15 protein-coding genes are annotated in these 15136 nt (G+C 74.2%); 7 read left to right on the top strand and 8 right to left on the bottom strand.

Annotation, left to right across the window (positions count from 1 at the left end; all coding sequences use genetic code 11):
• Window positions 1-249: 249 nt before the first annotated feature.
• Window positions 250-900, bottom strand: a complete 651-nt coding sequence (locus ABT345_RS25990) for a class I SAM-dependent methyltransferase (protein WP_345093334.1) — start codon at window positions 898-900, stop codon at window positions 250-252.
• Between the two features lie 235 nt (window positions 901-1135).
• On the opposite strand from ABT345_RS25990, the gene ABT345_RS25985 reads away from it, so the two are divergent.
• Complete coding sequence (locus tag ABT345_RS25985) at window positions 1136-2059, top strand: GNAT family N-acetyltransferase (protein WP_345093336.1); 924 nt, start codon at window positions 1136-1138, stop codon at window positions 2057-2059.
• Window positions 2060-2159: 100 nt separating this feature from the next.
• Here ABT345_RS25985 and ABT345_RS25980 read toward each other — a convergent pair whose 3' ends face one another.
• Window positions 2160-4379, bottom strand: coding sequence for an NADP-dependent isocitrate dehydrogenase (locus tag ABT345_RS25980; RefSeq protein WP_345093339.1), 2220 nt, complete (start codon window positions 4377-4379; stop codon window positions 2160-2162).
• Between the two features lie 350 nt (window positions 4380-4729).
• Between ABT345_RS25980 and ABT345_RS25975 the strand changes: the two genes are divergently transcribed.
• On the top strand, window positions 4730-5092 hold the full coding sequence (locus ABT345_RS25975) for a hypothetical protein (RefSeq protein ID WP_345093342.1): 363 nt from the start codon (window positions 4730-4732) through the stop codon (window positions 5090-5092).
• A 98-nt stretch (window positions 5093-5190) separates the two neighbouring features.
• Here the strand turns inward: ABT345_RS25975 and ABT345_RS25970 are convergent, their stop codons facing one another.
• Both ABT345_RS25970 and ABT345_RS25965 read right to left on the bottom strand, forming a co-directional pair.
• The gene (locus ABT345_RS25970) at window positions 5191-5667 is read right to left on the bottom strand and encodes an NUDIX hydrolase (RefSeq protein ID WP_345093345.1); all 477 of its coding nucleotides are present in this window, start codon (window positions 5665-5667) and stop codon (window positions 5191-5193) included.
• 27 nt (window positions 5668-5694) lie between these two features.
• A complete protein-coding gene (locus tag ABT345_RS25965; protein WP_345093348.1) occupies window positions 5695-6690 on the bottom strand; it encodes a GlxA family transcriptional regulator in 996 nt (331 codons plus the stop codon).
• A gap of 69 nt (window positions 6691-6759) precedes the next feature.
• On the opposite strand from ABT345_RS25965, the gene ABT345_RS25960 reads away from it, so the two are divergent.
• Window positions 6760-7701: an NADP-dependent oxidoreductase gene (locus tag ABT345_RS25960; protein ID WP_345093351.1), complete on the top strand. Its 942-nt coding sequence runs from the start codon at window positions 6760-6762 to the stop codon at window positions 7699-7701.
• 46 nt (window positions 7702-7747) lie between these two features.
• Here the strand turns inward: ABT345_RS25960 and ABT345_RS25955 are convergent, their stop codons facing one another.
• Window positions 7748-8215 carry an Lrp/AsnC family transcriptional regulator gene (locus ABT345_RS25955; RefSeq protein ID WP_345093354.1) on the bottom strand — a complete coding sequence of 156 codons (468 nt, stop codon included), beginning with the start codon at window positions 8213-8215 and terminating at the stop codon, window positions 7748-7750.
• Window positions 8216-8296: 81 nt separating this feature from the next.
• Between ABT345_RS25955 and ABT345_RS25950 the strand changes: the two genes are divergently transcribed.
• Window positions 8297-9580, top strand: coding sequence for an APC family permease (locus tag ABT345_RS25950; RefSeq protein ID WP_345093357.1), 1284 nt, complete (start codon window positions 8297-8299; stop codon window positions 9578-9580).
• Window positions 9581-9629: 49 nt separating this feature from the next.
• Here ABT345_RS25950 and ABT345_RS25945 read toward each other — a convergent pair whose 3' ends face one another.
• Both ABT345_RS25945 and ABT345_RS25940 read right to left on the bottom strand, forming a co-directional pair.
• Entirely contained in the window at window positions 9630-10286 is a 657-nt protein-coding gene (locus tag ABT345_RS25945) for a CatB-related O-acetyltransferase (RefSeq protein WP_345093360.1), read from the bottom strand.
• Window positions 10287-10352: 66 nt separating this feature from the next.
• Complete coding sequence (locus ABT345_RS25940; RefSeq protein ID WP_345093362.1) at window positions 10353-10745, bottom strand: VOC family protein; 393 nt, start codon at window positions 10743-10745, stop codon at window positions 10353-10355.
• 123 nt (window positions 10746-10868) lie between these two features.
• Here ABT345_RS25940 and ABT345_RS25935 point away from each other — a divergent pair, with 123 nt between their 5' ends.
• From ABT345_RS25935 to ABT345_RS25925, 3 genes are all read left to right on the top strand, one after another.
• Entirely contained in the window at window positions 10869-11522 is a 654-nt protein-coding gene (locus ABT345_RS25935) for a TetR/AcrR family transcriptional regulator (RefSeq protein WP_345093365.1), read from the top strand.
• Window positions 11523-11650: 128 nt separating this feature from the next.
• A complete protein-coding gene (locus ABT345_RS25930) occupies window positions 11651-12712 on the top strand; it encodes a DUF3533 domain-containing protein (RefSeq protein ID WP_345093368.1) in 1062 nt (353 codons plus the stop codon).
• Window positions 12713-13070: 358 nt separating this feature from the next.
• Complete coding sequence (locus tag ABT345_RS25925; protein WP_345093371.1) at window positions 13071-13556, top strand: subtilase-type protease inhibitor; 486 nt, start codon at window positions 13071-13073, stop codon at window positions 13554-13556.
• Between the two features lie 105 nt (window positions 13557-13661).
• On the opposite strand, the gene ABT345_RS25920 is transcribed toward ABT345_RS25925, so the two are convergent.
• The gene (locus ABT345_RS25920; RefSeq protein ID WP_345093374.1) at window positions 13662-14729 is read right to left on the bottom strand and encodes a S1 family peptidase; all 1068 of its coding nucleotides are present in this window, start codon (window positions 14727-14729) and stop codon (window positions 13662-13664) included.
• Window positions 14730-15136: the final 407 nt, after the last annotated feature.

Below are 15136 nucleotides of genomic sequence, written 5' to 3'. Positions count from 1 at the left end.
CGCCGCATCCCGGCAGCGGCCCACGTTGATCACGGTACGCCGGGATAGCTGTACCTACCACCTATGCAGGTTCCGGACTGTCCGGAATGAGCCAGGGCGGATCCGGTGACCGGTGCGGACCGCGGGCGGACCGTGTGCGCTCCGGGCGGTAAGGGGCTCGGGGCAACCGTGGCCACCGGCGGCCCCGACTCGGTGCCGGCCCCCTCCCGACGGTCGCGCAATCGGCCCCGCGCCGCACCTCGGCACCGGTCAGGCGTCCCCGGGCAACCCGGCGATCAGGGCGTACCGCTCGTCGGACACCTCCCTCCCCCACAGCTGCGGATCGCCGGACAGGTCCTCCACACGGACGCGGAAACCGCGGGCCGACTCCCGTATCCCTGCGCGGAGTTCGCAGGCGCCGATGCCCACCGGCCAGGACTCGCCCCAGCGGCCCTCGACCAGGACCAGCCGGCCGCCGGGAGCCAGCAACCCCGACCAGTGCTCCAGTGCGGCCCGCGGATCGGGCAGCGCCCACAGGACATGGCGCACCAGGACGGTGTCGAACCGCTCCTCCCCCACCGGCGGGCGCGCCGCGTCGCCGGGCAGGAAGCGGGCATCGTGCCCGGCGAGCTTGGTGCGGGCGCGCGCGATCATGGCGGGCGCGTGGTCGACACCCAGCACGCGGTGGCCCGCCTCGGCCGCGAGCAGGGACAGGCTGCCGGTGCCGCAGCCGAGGTCGAGAAGGGCGGCGGGTGGCGTGGGCAGCCAACCGCGCAGCCGGGCGGCCCAGGCGGCACGGACCGCGGGGTCCCGCAGACCGTGGTCGGGGGCGTCGTCGAAGGTGGCCGCCGCGGCTTCCCAGTACGCGGCGGAGCGGCCGTCGGCGGGCGGACCGGGCGGTGCTGCTGCGTCGGTGGTCATGTACCCATGGTGACGGCGACCACTGACAACGGCGCCACGGCGGGCACCGCCCGGGCCCCGCCACGGCGCGGCCGGTCGGGCCTCCCGGTGGCGGCGTCACCGGGACGGGTGAGGGGAGGCGGAACGGCCGGGCCCGGCAGGGCTGTTCGGGAGGGCGCGGGGGCGTTCCGGGTCGGCGGGCGGCCCGGGAAAACCGGAGGCGGCCGGCGCCGGCCGTGGCGTACCGTCCGCGGCCATGAGTCCTACCGTGCGCGATTTCCGCCCCTCGGACGCCCAGGCCGTCGCCGACCTGCGGCGCGCCGCTCTCCCCGCCGTCGTCTCCACCCCGCAGGGCCTCGTTCGGCAGCTCGCCACCGCCGCTCCCGAGCAGCGGCTGCGGTGCCTCGTCGCGGAGCGCGAGGGCCGGGTGATCGGCGCCGTCACCGCCCATCTGGTGCACGACAGCAGCGTCCCGGGGCAGGGCTCCGCGACGCCCCATGTGCACCCCGATCACCGGTGGTACGGGGCGGGCGCCGCGCTGCTGAGCGCCGCCGAGGACCATCTCGCGGCGGCCGGCGCGGCACGGATCTTCGCCTGGGTGGACGACGCACCGGGTCCGCTCGCCTTCGCGGAACGGCGCGGCTACCGCCCCACCCGCCCGGCCCACTTCCTCCGGCTCGCGCTGGCGGACGCGGCGCCGCCGCCCGGAGCGCTGCCGCCGGGTGTGGCGCTGCACACCGGCGCCGACTTCGCCGCGGACCCGGCGCCGGTGTTCGCCGCGGACGCCGAGACGGCGGCGGACGAGCCGGGCGATGTGCCGTGCGACGCGATGACGTATCCGCACTGGCTGCGGCAGATCTGGGAGCACCCCGACCACGATCCGCGGCTGTCGACGGTGGTGACCGCCGGCGGCGAGGTCGCGGCCTTCACCCTGGCCGCCACCGACGGCCTGGGCCGCTACTCCTCCTCCATGACCGGCACCCGGCGGGCGTACCGCGGCCGCGGCCTGGCCCGTCTGGCCAAGGCGGCGTCGCTGCGGCGGGCCCGGGAGGCGGGCTGCACCGAGGCGTTCACCGGCAACGACGCCGCCAACGCCCCGATGATCGCGGTCAACCACGCCCTGGGGTACCGCCCGTACGGCTCCGAGTGGCGCTGCGTGCGGGAGCTGGACCAGGGGTGAGCGCCGGGCGCGGGGCCGGCGCCCCAACGCGCCCGCCCCGCCCGGCGGTGTGCCGGACGGGGCGGAACGGTGAGGCGTCGGGCACGCCCCGGGCCGTGGATCAGCTCAGGTCGGCCAGCGCCTGGTTGAAGGTGGCCGACGGGCGCATGACCGCGGCGGCCTTGGCGGCGGCGGGCTGGTAGTAGCCGCCGAGGTCGACCGGGGAGCCCTGGACCGCGACCAGCTCGTCGACGATCTTCTGCTCCTGGGCGGTCAGCGTCTCGGCGAGCGCCGCGAACGCCTCGGCGAGCTGCGCGTCGTCGGTCTGCTTGGCCAGCTCCTGGGCCCAGTACAGGGCCAGGTAGAAGTGGCTGCCGCGGTTGTCGATGCCGCCGAGCTTGCGGCTGGGCGACTTGTCCTCGTTGAGGAAGGTGCCGGTCGCGCGGTCGAGGGTGTCGGCCAGGACCTGGGCGCGGGCGTTGCCGGTGGTCGACGCCAGGTGCTCGAAGCTGGCGGCGAGGGCGAAGAACTCACCCAGGCTGTCCCAGCGCAGGTAGTTCTCCTTGACCAGCTGCTGGACGTGCTTGGGGGCCGAGCCGCCGGCGCCGGTCTCGAAGAGGCCACCGCCGCTCATCAGCGGGACGACGGAGAGCATCTTGGCGCTGGTGCCCAGCTCCAGGATGGGGAAGAGGTCCGTCAGGTAGTCGCGCAGGACGTTGCCGGTGACGGAGATGGTGTCCTCGCCGCGGCGGATGCGCTCCAGGGAGAAGGCGGTGGCCGCCTCCGGCGACATGATCTCGATCTGCAGACCGTCGGTGTCGTGGTCGGCGAGGTAGGTCTTGACCTTGGCGATCAGCTGCGCGTCGTGGGCGCGGTCCTCGTCGAGCCAGAAGACCGCCGGGGCGCCGGTGGCGCGGGCGCGGGTGACGGCCAGCTTGACCCAGTCCTGGATCGGCAGGTCCTTGGCCTGGCACATGCGGAAGATGTCGCCGGCGCCGACGGCCTGCTCCAGGACGACGTCGCCGTTGCCGTCGAGGACGCGCACCGTGCCGGTGGCGGGGATCTCGAAGGTCTTGTCGTGGCTGCCGTACTCCTCGGCCTTCTGCGCCATCAGGCCGACGTTGGGCACCGAGCCCATGGTGGCCGGGTCGAAGGCGCCGTTGGCGCGGCAGTCGTCGATGACGACCTGGTAGACGCCGGCGTAGCTGCTGTCGGGGAGGACGGCGAGGGTGTCGTGCTCCTGGCCGTCGGGGCCCCACATGTGGCCGGAGGTGCGGATCATGGCCGGCATGGACGCGTCGACGATGACGTCGGACGGCACGTGCAGGTTGGTGATGCCGCGGTCGGAGTCGACCATCGCCATCTCGGGGCCCTCGGCCAGCTCCGCCTCGAAGGACGCCTTGATGGCCGCGCCCTCGGGCAGCGCCTCGGCGCCCTTGAGGATGCCGCCGAGACCGTCGTTCGGGGTCAGGCCCGCGGCGGCCAGGACGTCGCCGTACTCGGCGAAGGTCTTCGGGAAGAAGGCGCGCACGGCGTGACCGAAGATGATCGGGTCGGAGACCTTCATCATCGTGGCCTTGAGGTGCAGCGAGAAGAGGACGCCCTCGGCCTTGGCGCGGGCGATCTGCGCGGTGAAGAACTCGCGCAGCGCGGCGACGCGCATCACGGAGGCGTCGACGACCTCGCCCTTGAGCACCGGCACCGACTCGCGCAGCACGGTGGTGGAGCCGTCGTCGCCGGTCAGCTCGATGCGCAGCGCACCGTCCTCGGCGATGACCGCGGACTTCTCGGTGGAGCGGAAGTCGTCCACGCCCATGGTGGCGACGTTGGTCTTCGAGTCGGCGGTCCACTTGCCCATGCGGTGCGGGTGGGCCTTGGCGTAGTTCTTGACCGACGCGGGGGCGCGGCGGTCGGAGTTGCCCTCGCGCAGGACCGGGTTGACGGCGCTGCCCTTGACCTTGTCGTAGCGGGCGCGGACGTCCTTGTCCTCGTCGGTCTTCGGGTCGTCCGGGTAGTCCGGCAGCGCGTAGCCCTGCTCCTGCAGCTCGGCGATGGCGGCCTTGAGCTGCGGGATGGACGCCGAGATGTTCGGCAGCTTGATGATGTTGGCGCCCGGCGTCTTCGCGAGCTTGCCCAGCTCGGCGAGGGCGTCGTCGATGCGCTGGTCCTCCCGCAGGCGCTCGGGGAAGCTCGCGATGATCCGGCCCGCGAGGGAGATGTCACGGGTCTCCACGGCGACGCCCGCGGTCGAGGCGTACGCCTCCACGACCGGCAGGAACGAGTAGGTCGCCAGTGCCGGCGCCTCGTCGGTGTGGGTGTAGATGATGGTCGAGTCAGTCACCGGTGCTCCGCTCCACGTCTGCAACATTGCTTGACATCAAGATATCTCGTGGCGGGCCCCTTCTCGACAGCGCCCTGGAACAGGTTTTCCCCGAGCCGTCATCCACCCTGTGAGACGCCGGGCCCCGGCGGCCCGCGGAACCTGAGCCGGCGCTTAGCCGGACCTTAAGAGAGCCTTATGGATCGCGCCGGGAGCCGCTTCGGCGCCTGATCGGCGGCGCGAGTTGGCTAGCGTCGTCGATGACGAGGCGGGTGCGCGGGTCGGCGGCCGGCATGCCGGGGAGGGTATTGCCGTTCACCACCCGGTCCCCCACCGCACCCGCCTCGCCACCGGCGCGACAAGGAGGCTTCATGCCCGTACTCCGCACGGCCTCCCGCACGCCGGTGCGCTCCGTCCGGCCGGTCCCGCTCGCGCTCGCCGCACTGGCCGCGCTCACCGGGACCCTCGCCTGCACCACGCCCGCCGCCGCACACGCCCCGGAGCCGCGCCCCGCCGTCGTGCGGGACGCCCCGGGCCCGCGCCCCGCCGTACGGGATGCCGCTCTCCCGCACGGCGCGGCACACGAGGCGGCGCACGGGCGGGATGCCGGGCACGGGACGGAAGGCAAGGGGGAGGCGGGGCCGCCGGCCCTCGGCGGTATGGCGCTGCTGGCCACCGGCGCCGCCTTCCTCTTCGCCCGCCAGCACCACAAGGCGGTACGCGGCCGGGCCTGAGCAGCGGCCGCGTACCGCGGGAGCTCCCGGACGCGAGCCAGGAGGGGAGCCACTCAGGGAGCCATGCGGGGAGCCACTCGGGGAGCCGTCCGGGGAACTCACTCCCCCGCCGCCAGACGCTCCGCGAGCCGGTCGAGGAAGGCGCGCTGGGCCGCCACCAGACGGGTGCGGGCCTCGTCGGGGGTGCACCAGGCGACGCGGTCGATCTCCGGGAAGGCGCGCACGGTGCCGGAGCGGGGCGGCCAGATCATCTCGAAGGTGCCCGGCCGGATCGCGTCCGGGTCGAGGTCCGCCTCGACCGCCCAGACCGTCACGGTCTTGCCGCCGGCCTGCCGGACCTCGCCCAGCGGGAGGCGGCTCCCCCGCGGCGGCGGCAGTCCCAGCTCCTCGGCGAACTCCCGCTCGGCCGCGTCCCGGGCCTCCTCCGGCGGTGCGTACTCGCCCTTGGGCACCGACCAGGCGCCGGCCTCGCGGCGCGCCCACAGCGGCCCGCCCAGGTGCGCCAGCAGCACCTCGACGGCACTGCCGCCGGCGCGGCGGAAGAGCAGCAGTCCGGCGCTGCGTTTCGCGGCCACGGTGTCAGTCTGCGCGCCCGCCGCGGCTCAGGCCCGCGCGGCTGCCGGGCGGTCCGCGTCCGCGCCGGGCGGGCGCGCCGGGCCGCCGCGGAAGGTGCGGCGGTAGGCGAGCGGGGAGACGCCGACCGCCGTCTGGAGGTGCTGGCGCAGGGACGCCGCGGTGGCGAAGCCGACCTCGCCGGCGATCCGGTCGACGGAGAGGTCGCTGGATTCCAGCAGCCGGCGGGCGCGGTCCACCCGCTGCTGGATCAGCCAGCGGCCGGGGCTCATCCCCAGCTCCTGCTGGAAGCGGCGGGCGAAGGTCCGTCCGCTCATCCGCGCCCGGCCGGCCAGATCGGCGAGGGTGAGCGGCAGATGGAGGTGGTCGAGGGCCCAGGCGCGGGCCGCCGCGGTGCTCTCGGCGGCGGGCGAGGGCACCGGGCGCTCGATGTACTGGGCCTGACCGCCGTCACGCCAGGCGGGGACGACGCAGGCGCGGGCCACTCGGTTGGCGATCTCGCTGCCGTGGTCCCGGCGGACGAGGTGCAGGCAGAGGTCCACCCCGGAGGCGGCGCCCGCCGAGGTGAGCACGTCGCCGTCGTCGACGAAGAGCACATCGGGGTCGACCCGGATGCGGGGGTGGCGGCGGGCGAACTCCGCCGCCTCGAACCAGTGCGTGGTGGCCGGGCGGCCGTCGAGGATTCCGGCGGCGGCCAGGATGTGGGCGCCGGTGCAGATGGAGACGAGGCGGGTGCCGGGGCGGACCCGAGCCAGCGCGTCCGGTGCCTCGGTGACCGCGGACGGCGGGATCACCACCGTGTCGGCGGATTCCAGGACCTCGGGTCCGTGGTCCGCGGTGATCGTGAAGTCGGCCCGGGTGCGGACCGGGCGGCCGTCCGCGCTGCAGGTGAGAACGGTGTACCGGTCGGGCAGGCAGCCGAAGATCCGGGCGGGGATGCCGAGTTCGAAGGGATAGACGCCGTCGAGCGCGAGGACGACGACGCGGTGCGGGGCGGCGGCCGGGGCGGGCTCGGAGACGGACATGGCACGATCCTAGCGGAGGATGGCAATCCTGCCATTTTCTTGATCGGTCCCAGCGGGCACCGTGGAGCCATGACGAACACGATGCGAGTGATCAGCCAGGACACCTTCGGCGGCCCCGAGGTGCTGACGGAGACCGAACGGGAGCGGCCGGTGCCGGGCATCGGCCAGGTGCTGGTGCGGGTGCGCGCCGCCGGGCTGAACCCGACCGACTGGAAGAACCGGCAGCACCGGACCACCGTCTCCCGGCCGCTGCCGCTGGTGCTCGGCTGGGACGTGTCCGGCGTGGTCGAGCAGGTCGGCTGGGGCGTGACGCTGCACGAGGTGGGCGACGAGGTGTTCGGGATGCTGCCCTACCCGGACGGCGTCGGCGCCTTCGCCGAGTACGTGCTGGCCCCCGCGCGGGCACTGGTCGCCAAGCCGGCGGGGATCGACCACGTCCAGGCCGGCGCCCTGCCGCTGGCGGCGCTCACCGCCTGGCAGGCGCTGGTGGACACCGCCGGGCTCGGCGCGGGGCAGCGGGTGCTGATCCATGCGGCGGCGGGCGGCGTCGGGCATCTGGCGGTGCAGATCGCCAAGGCGCGCGGCGCGTATGTGATCGGCACCGCGAGCGCGCCGAAGCACGCCTTCGTCCGCGGTCTGGGCGCCGACGAGATGATCGACTACCACGCGGTGGACTTCGCCGAGGCGGTGCGCGACGTGGACGTCGTCCTGGACCCCATCGCCGGGGAGTACGGCCCGCGGTCGCTGCGCACGCTGCGTCCCGGCGGGGCGTACGTGAGCATCCTGGGCGCCGACGACGCGGTGCGCGCCGAGGCCGCGCGGCTCGGCGTGCGGGCGGCGGGCATGGTCGTCGAGCACGACCAGCAGGGCATGCGGGCGATCGCGGAGCTAGCGGCGGCCGGGCGGCTGCGCGCGGAGATCGCCGCGACGTTCCCGCTGGCGGAGGCGGCCCGGGCCCATGAGCTGGGCGAGACCGGGCGCACCGCCGGGAAGATCGTCCTGACCGTGTGAGACACCGCCCCGCGGGCCCGGGCGCACCGCCCGGGCCCGCGGCGGGTCAGGACGCGGCGGGCGGCAGCGGCTCGACGACGCCGTTGGTGACGTGCTGGTAGATCACCGAGCTGCGGCAGTCGACGACCTCGCGGCGCTTGAAGACCTGGTCCATGAGGAGGGCGTGCAGCCGGTCGACGTCCGGTACGGCGACATGCACCAGGAAGTCGTCGCCGCCCGCGACCACATAGACGCTCAAGACCTCGGGCAGCCCGGTCAAGAACGCCTTGAACCGCTCGATGACCTCGCGGTTCATCGGCCGGATACGGACCGTCAGCAGCGCCTGGACGGGACGGTTCAGGGCGCGCAGATCGACGGTGGCGCGATAGCCGGTGATCACGCCGCGGGCGCGGAGCGCGCGGACCCGCTCCAGGCAGGTGGAGGGGGCGATGCGCAGGGTGCGGGCGAGGTCGCGGTTGGTCTGCCGCGCATCGCGCTGCAGTTCCCGGACAATCGCCGAATCAATGTCGTCCATGACGCCCCATGATGGACCCTGTACCGAATTTCGTTCGGCTGACCCTTCTTTGGATCATTCAGCCGGATAACTTCCCCCTCCGTGACCGTACAACAGACATCGCTTTCCGCCGTCCGGCCGCCGCATGTACGGCGGCTGGGCGTCGGTGGCGGCACCGCGCTGTGCGCCGGTGCCGTGCTCGGGCCGGGGGTGCTGACCCTGCCGTCGCTGGCCGCGGCGGCCGCCGGCCCCGCCTCGCTCCTCGCCTGGCTCCTGCTCCTCGCCCTCTGCGTGCCGGTGGCCGCGTCGTTCGCGGTGCTCGGCGCCCGCCATCCGGACGGCGGCGGGGTCGCCACCTTCGTGCACCGCGCGATGGGCCCGCGCGCCGCGGCCACCGTGGGCTGGTGGTTCTACGGGGCGGTGCCGATCGGGGTGGTGTCGGCCGCCTGGATCGGCGGCAAGTACGTGGCGGACGCGGCCGGCTGGGGCGAGGCGGGCGCCGCCGTCGTCGGCGGTCTGGTCATCGCCGGGGCGCTGGCGTCCAACGCGGTCGGGCTGCGGATGTCGGGCCGGGTGCAGCTGCTGCTCGGCGCGGGTCTTGCCGCGGTGCTGCTGTGCACGGTGCTGCTCTCGGCGCCGCGGGTGAGCGCCGCGCACTTCACCCCGTTCCTGCCGGGCGGCTGGTCGTCGGTGGGTTCGGCGGCGTCGGTGCTGTTCTTCGCGTTCGCCGGGTGGGAGGCGGCGAGCCATCTGTCCGGGGAGTTCGCCGACCCGGCCCGCGACCTGCCGAAGGTCACCCGCAACACCCTGCTGACCATCACGGTGCTCTACCTCGGCCTCGCGGTCGTCACCCTCGGCGTGCTGGGCCCGGCGGCCGCGGACACCGACACCCCGCTGACGGCGCTGCTCACCCGGAGCGTGGGCACCGCGGCGCGGCCGGTCGCCGCGGTGGCCGCGCTCTTCCTCACCTTCGGCGCGGTCAACTCGTATCTGGCGGGCGCCTCCCGGCTCGGTGCGGCGCTCGGCCGGGACGGGGCCGCGCCGCGGGCGCTGGCCAAGGGGTGCGGTCCCGGCGAGGTGCCGCGCCGGTCGCTGGCGGTGCTGGGCTGCGCCTGCGCGCTGCTGGGCGTGGCCGCCGGGTTCGGCGGCGCCGACCTGGACCTGCTGATGCGGGCGACCGCCACCTGCCTGGCGGCGGTGACGCTGGCCGGTCTCGGTGCGGCGCTGGTGCTGCTGGAGCGGCGCACCTGGCTGTGGTGGGGCGTCCTCGGCTCCGCCGCCCTGACCCTGGGCGTGCTGGCCTTCTCGGGCGCGCTGCTGCTCCTGCCGCTGGCCCTGGCGCTGGCGTCGTTCCTCTTCCTGACGGTGCGACGGTTGCGGGCCTGAATGGCGGCGCGGGCCCGGCCGGGTGTGGGCCGGGCCCCACGCGGTCAGGTCACAGCGGCTTCTCCAGGCCGTGGTCGGCGGCGATGCGGGCGATGTCGGCCGGGGTTCCGGCCATCAGGGTGTGGGCGTGGTCGGCGACGAGATCGTCGGGCCAGTCCCACCACGCGGCGCGCTGCAGCTGCGCCACCTCGGCGTCGGTGAACCGCTGCCGGATCGGCCGGGCCGGGTTGCCGCCGACGATCGTGTACGGCGGGACGTCGGCGGTGACGACGGCACCGGTCGCGATGATCGCGCCGTCGCCGATGCGGACGCCGGGCATGACGGTCACCTCACGGCCGAACCAGACGTCGTTGCCGACGACCGTGTCGCCGCGGCTGGGCATGGCGGTGACGATCTCCAGGGTCCGCTCGGCCCAGCGGCCGCCGAACATCGTGAACGGGAACGTGGACACCCCCGCCGTCGGATGTTCCGCCCCCGCCATGAGGAACCTGGTCCCCGTGGCGATCGCGCAGTACCTGCCGATGATCAGCCGTTCGGGCCCGTAGGCGTACAGGACGTTGCGCTCCTCGAACGCGGTCGCCCCGTCCGGGTCGTCGTAGTAGGTGTACGCGCCGACGACGATCTTCGGCGAGGTGATCAGCGGTTGGAGGAACACCACCCGCTCGTGCTCGGGCAGCGGGTGAACGGCCTGGGGGTCAGGTGACAACGTACGGTCCTTCGCGGTCTCGGGCGTGTGGTGTGCGGGCGGTGCGCGGGGCTTCGTGCGGAGCGGTCAGGCGGCGTCCCCGTCGGTGGCCCATTCGACGAACTCGACGATCACGCCGTTGGGGTCGGTGACCTGGAAGAGGCGTTCGCCCCAGGGCTCCTCGCGCAGCGGCATGGTGATCTCGACGCCCTCGGCGGCCAGCCGCTGTTCCTCGCGTGCGATCCCGGTGGTGGTGAAGGCGATGATCACGCCGGAGGCGCACCGGTCGCGCTGCTCGGCCGGCAGCACCTCGTGGCCGCGGGCGAGCAGGACGATGTTCATCGCGGCGTCCTCGCGCGAGAGCGAGACGAATCCCTCGGCGGCGAGCTGCTCGGCGTAGCCGAGGTGGGTGGTGAAGAACCGCTGGGAGGCGGCGACGTCCTCGACGGTGAGCACGACGGTGGACGCGGTGATCTGCACGACGGTTCTCCTCATGGCCGGCCGCGGCGTGATTCCGCCGCACAAATTTACGACGGGCGTAAAATTAGCCCGCGGGATTCATGGGTGTCAACGTAAAAATGCTACGAGGGTAAGGTTTTCTCCATGGCTACCGACAGCAGTTCGTCCGCGCGCCCCGCCGGCCTGCGCGCGTCCAAGAAACAGGAGACCCGGCAGCTCATCTCCGACCACGCCACCCGGCTCTTCCTCGACCGGGGCTTCGAGCGGACCACCATCGCCGAGATCGCCGACGCGGCGCGGGTCGCCAAGAAGACGGTGACCAACTACTTCGCGCGCAAGGAGGATCTGGCCCTGGACCACCAGGAGGAGTTCGCCGCCTCCCTGGCGCGCGCGGTGGCCGAACGGCGGCCCGGCGAATCCGCCCTGGCGGCGCTGCACCGCGCCTTCACCGAAGCCGCCGCGGCCGCGGATCCGGTCGCCGGCTTCTCCGGCCCCGGCTTCGCCCGCATGGTCGCCGGCAGCCCCACCCTGACGGCCTGCCTGCGCGCCCTGCACGACCGGCGCGAACACGCCCTGGCCCGGGCGCTCGCGGACGCCGTCGGCGCGGCGCCGGACGACATCACCGTCACGACCGCCGCCGGGCTGCTCGCCGCCGTCCACCGCATCCTGTTCGACCGCATCCAGACCCTCACCCTGGCCGGACGCCCCGACGACGAGATCGCCGCCACCGTCACCGCGGAGGCGGCCGCCGCCTTCGGCCTGCTGGAGCCGGCCCTCGCCCACTACGCCATCGCCTGACCCGTCCGCTGCCGCCGCCCCGCCTCCGTCATTCGGCCCCGTCCGCTCTGCGCGATGGCTGCGCCGATTGGAGGATGTGGGAGCACCGCCGGGTACGGGCACCGGCGCGACACGGCGAGGAGCGGCCCATGGCCACGACCGACGACTCCACCCGGACGACCTTCCGCCAGGAGGTGCGCAGCGCGGTCAGCGCCCGCGCCGCGCTGCTGGTCACCGGCGTCCTGGGCCTGATGGTCGCGTTCATCACCTCCTACGCCGGCGCCTTCCACGCACCGAAGCCGACCGATGTCGCGCTCGGCGTGGTCGCGCCCGCACAGGCCCGCGGCGAGCTGGTGACCAAGCTCGGCCGGCTGCCCGGCTCCCCCCTGGACCCGCGCGCGCTGCCGTCGCGGGAGGCGGCGCTCGGGCAGCTGCGGGACCGGAAGATCGACGCGGCGCTGGTGGTCGACCCGCGCTCGACCACCGACCGGTTGCTGGTCGCGAGCGGCGGCGGGGCGGCGCTGTCGCAGGCGACGGAGGCGGTCGTCGGGGCGGCGCTGAAGGCCGAGGGGCGCACCGTGCGCACCGAGGACGTACGGCCCGCGGCGAGCGGCGACTCGCGCAGCCTGTCGTCGTTCTACCTGGTCGTGGGGTGGTGCGTGGGCGGGTATCTGTGCGCCGCGATCCTGGCGATCAGCGCGGGCGCCCGCCCGGCGAACACCCACCGCGCGGTGATCCGGCTGGGCGCCCTCGCGGTCTACTCGATCGTCGCGGGGCTCGCCGGGGCGGTGGTGATCGGCCCGGTGCTGAACGCGCTGCCCGGCAGCCTGTTCGGGCTGTGGGGGCTGGGCGCGCTGATCGTCTTCGCGGTGGGGGCGACCACCCTGGCGTTCCAGACGCTGCTGGGGGTCATCGGCATCGGGCTGGCGATCTTGGTGATCGTGGTGTTCGGCAACCCGAGCGCGGGCGGCGCGTATCCGTATCCGCTGCTGCCGCCCTTCTGGCGGGCGATCGGCCCCGCGTTGCCGCCGGGCGCGGGCACCTGGGCGTCGCGCTCGATCGCCTACTTCGGCGGCAACGGCCTGACCTCGGCGCTGCTGATCCTCGGCGCCTGGGCGGTGGGCGGCGTGCTGCTCAGCATCGTCCTCGCGGCGCTCCGCGACCGCGACCGCCGCAACAACACCCTGGCACCGGTGACCCCGCGTGTCTGAGCGGGCGGAGCGGCCGCCGCCGGGGCCCCGGAAGCATCGCGTCCGGGCCGCCTCACCTCCCCGTACGCACCGCCTTCGGGCCATTCGGGGAGCGCCGGGCGAAGGTCATCACCGGGGGCCGCGGCCGGATTGCCCCGCCCGCCGCGGGGCCCGTTCCGACGGGCTCCGGCCGCGCACCCCGCGCCAGCAGCGAAGGCACCGGTCCGCCGCTAGATCTCCACATCTCCACCACAACCTTCGCGCCACTACCCACGGCTTTCATCCATCGACTCGAAGTGAGCGACGAAGATGCGGACGCCCGGCGGCTGGGCCAGACTCCCGTCCGGTATCTGCACCTACGGGCAAAGGAGTGTTCGCAATGCGGTACATCGTTGGGGTCGTCGCGCTCGGCACGGCAGTGGTCACCGGTGCGCTCGCCACCACCGCGCAGGCCACCACCCCGCCGGTCACCACCGCCTCCCCGGTCGCGGTCGTCACCCCGGCCGCCGACCACGCCCCGGCCCGGTCCGCCGGGCTCTACGCCCCGACCGCCCTCGTCCTGACGGTCGGCCAGGGGGAGCACCGCGCGGACGCCGCGGTGCAGCGCGCCGTGACGCTGAGCTGTGCGCCGACGGCGTCCGGCACCCACCCGCTGCCCGGGACGGCCTGCAACCGGCTGCGCGCGGTGGGCGGCGAGTTCGACCGGGTGACGCGCACCGACGGCACCACCGTGTGCACCCGCGAGTGGGACCCGGTCGTGGTGACGGCCGACGGCGTCTGGCAGGGCAGGCGCGTCGCGTACGCCCACACCTTCGCCAACTCCTGCGAGCTGCGCTCCGCCGCGAACACCGTCTTCGCCTTCTGACCGGGCCCGGACGCGCCCCGGCCCCCGGACGCCGTACACGTCCGGGGGCCGGGGTCACCGTCGCACCGCGCCGGAGGTCCGGCGGGCGTACGGCCCGATGAGGCGTCAGCCGATCTCGGCGCCGAACTTCTGCAGGGCCGCGGGGACCGGCTGGAAGTAGGTCTCGCCGCCCTGCGAGCAGTCGCCGCTGCCGCCGGAGGTGAGGCCGAGCGCGGACTCACCGTCGAAGAGGGCGCCGCCGCTGTCGCCGGGCTCGGCGCAGACGTCGGTCTGGATCAGCCCTTCGACCGAACCCTCCTGGTAGTTGACGGTGGCGTTGAGCGCCTTGACCGTGCCGTCGTGCACCTGGGTGGTGCTGCCGCTGCGCTGCACCTTCTCACCGACGGTCGCCTCCGCGGCCTTGGTGATCTTCTGCGGGCTGCCGCTGTAGAGGTCGACCTCGCTGGGGTGCTCGGTGTCGCCCGTGTACTTGGCGATCGCGAAGTCGTTGCCCGGGAAGGTGGAGTCCTCGGTGGTGGCGATCTCCTGGCCGCCCTGCTGGTCGGACCAGCTCTGGACCGCGTTGCCGCAGTGGCCGGCGGTCAGGAAGTACGGCTGGCCGTCCTTGACGACGTTGAAGCCGAGCGAGCAGCGGGCGCCGCTGCCCCAGATCGCGTCGCCGCCGGCGATCAGCGGCTTCAGCTCACCCTGGGTCCGGCGGAACGTCACCTTGTCGCCAAGGCCCTTGGTGACCTTGGTGATCTTGGCGAGCGCGTCGCCCTTGACCGTGCGGTCGGCGGTCACCACGACCTTGTTGGTCCGCGGGTCGACGCCCCAGGAGGTGCCGGGGATGGTGGCGTCGGCCTTCAGCGTGCTCCGCGCGGAGTCCAGCTGGGCCATCGAGTACTTGACCATTCTGGCCTCGGCGCCCTTGGCCCGGACGGACTTGGCCGCCGCGTCGTTCACGACGTTGACCACGAGCTTCTTGGCCTGGGCGTCGTAGTACGAACCGGCGGTGCCCGCCGAGTTGACCTGCGAGGCGAGGGTGGTCGCCGCCGCCGGGGAGAGCTTCGCGGGCTGCGGGACGGTTGCTGCGTTGGCGCTGTTCAGAGTGAGCGTGGCGGTGGCGGCGAGAGCCAGGGCTCCCGCGCCGGCCAGGACCGCGCGGCGCTGGGGTATGCGACGGTGCTTCAACTCGGTACCTCCCGTGGGGGGAAGGGCCCGCGAGGGGGGACACGGACCCGAGAGTGTGGGGGAACAGGTCACGGACGGACGGCTCCCCGTACGACACCGGGAAGTCGCGTCCATGCCAACGTGCGCCGCCGAGTATTCCCACCCGTCTCACCCGTGCACAAGACCGAGTTCCGGTCTCGCCGCCGGGAGTTCACCGCTTCCCCGCCTGTCGGTCACACCGATATCCGCGCACGTCCGTCCCGAGTACGGACACTTCCGCCCGCCCCCTGCCCCCGGCGCGTCGCCGCCCGGAGCGCGCCACCCTCTGGCCGAAACGCTTCGCTCCACACCTCGGGAAACCCGCCGGAACCGCCCGCGGACCGGGCATACGAGGGCCCCGCGGCGCGTGTGCCGCGGGGCCCGTGCGG

Source organism: Streptomyces sp. NPDC000404, assembly GCF_040300365.1.
GTDB lineage: Bacteria > Actinomycetota > Actinomycetes > Streptomycetales > Streptomycetaceae > Streptomyces > Streptomyces ramulosus.
This window is presented reverse-complemented; position numbering and strand designations above follow the sequence as displayed.

Coding starts and splice junctions, on each gene's coding strand:
- ABT345_RS25990 (WP_345093334.1), bottom strand. CDS start 900: ATGACCACCGACGCAGCAGCACCGCCCGGTCCGCCCGCCGACGGCCGC.
- ABT345_RS25975 (WP_345093342.1), top strand. CDS start 4,730: ATGCCCGTACTCCGCACGGCCTCCCGCACGCCGGTGCGCTCCGTCCGG.
- ABT345_RS25930 (WP_345093368.1), top strand. CDS start 11,651: ATGGCCACGACCGACGACTCCACCCGGACGACCTTCCGCCAGGAGGTG.
- ABT345_RS25965 (WP_345093348.1), bottom strand. CDS start 6,690: ATGTCCGTCTCCGAGCCCGCCCCGGCCGCCGCCCCGCACCGCGTCGTC.
- ABT345_RS25955 (WP_345093354.1), bottom strand. CDS start 8,215: ATGGACGACATTGATTCGGCGATTGTCCGGGAACTGCAGCGCGATGCG.
- ABT345_RS25935 (WP_345093365.1), top strand. CDS start 10,869: ATGGCTACCGACAGCAGTTCGTCCGCGCGCCCCGCCGGCCTGCGCGCG.
- ABT345_RS25960 (WP_345093351.1), top strand. CDS start 6,760: ATGACGAACACGATGCGAGTGATCAGCCAGGACACCTTCGGCGGCCCC.
- ABT345_RS25925 (WP_345093371.1), top strand. CDS start 13,071: ATGCGGTACATCGTTGGGGTCGTCGCGCTCGGCACGGCAGTGGTCACC.
- ABT345_RS25985 (WP_345093336.1), top strand. CDS start 1,136: ATGAGTCCTACCGTGCGCGATTTCCGCCCCTCGGACGCCCAGGCCGTC.